General features: G+C 46.6%; 1 protein-coding gene. It reads right to left on the bottom strand.

All coding sequences use genetic code 11. From position 1 onward, the window contains the following. A partial coding sequence (locus tag R8O11_RS29640; RefSeq protein WP_318195181.1) for a PLP-dependent aminotransferase family protein occupies nt 1–588 on the bottom strand: 588 nt, incomplete at both ends.

Here is a 588-nt window from a genome sequence, read left to right as displayed (position 1 = left end):
ATCTTGGGTATCAAAAGTTTTAAGCGAACTTGGTTTCTTGTTAGAAAAGAAGAGCTCTGAATACACATCGTCTTCAATCAAATACACATCGTGTTTATCAGCAAGCTCGACGATGCGCTGCTTCTGCTCATCGTTTAATGACGTTCCGGTTGGGTTGTGGAAATTCGTCATCAACCAACACGCGCGAACATCATGGCCAGTAAAAGCCGCTTCAATTTGTTGCAAAGAGTGCCCGATGCGCGGGTCTACTGAGATTTCTATCGCCTTTAAGCCCAAACGTTCTATCGCTTGAAGCGCTCCGTAAAATGTTGGCGATTCAACCACGATAGTATCTCCCGGTTGTGTCACGGCCTGAAGGCTCAAATTCAACGCTTCTAACGCCCCTGAAGTAATGACAATGTCATCATGGGTTAACACCATACCTTGTTGAATGTAACGTTGAGCAATCAAACGACGCAGTGATTCAGAGCCCGGCGGTAAGTTATCCAATAACGTCTCTGGCCCCATCTTCCTACCAGAACTGGCCAGATTGCGATTCAACGCATCCAATGGAAACAACGCAGGATCGGGAAAGGCAGATCCGAACTT

The sequence above is a fragment of the Vibrio sp. 1288 genome (genome assembly GCF_033344475.1).
Note: the sequence above shows the minus strand (reverse complement) of the source record. Positions and strands in the feature narration are given on the sequence as shown.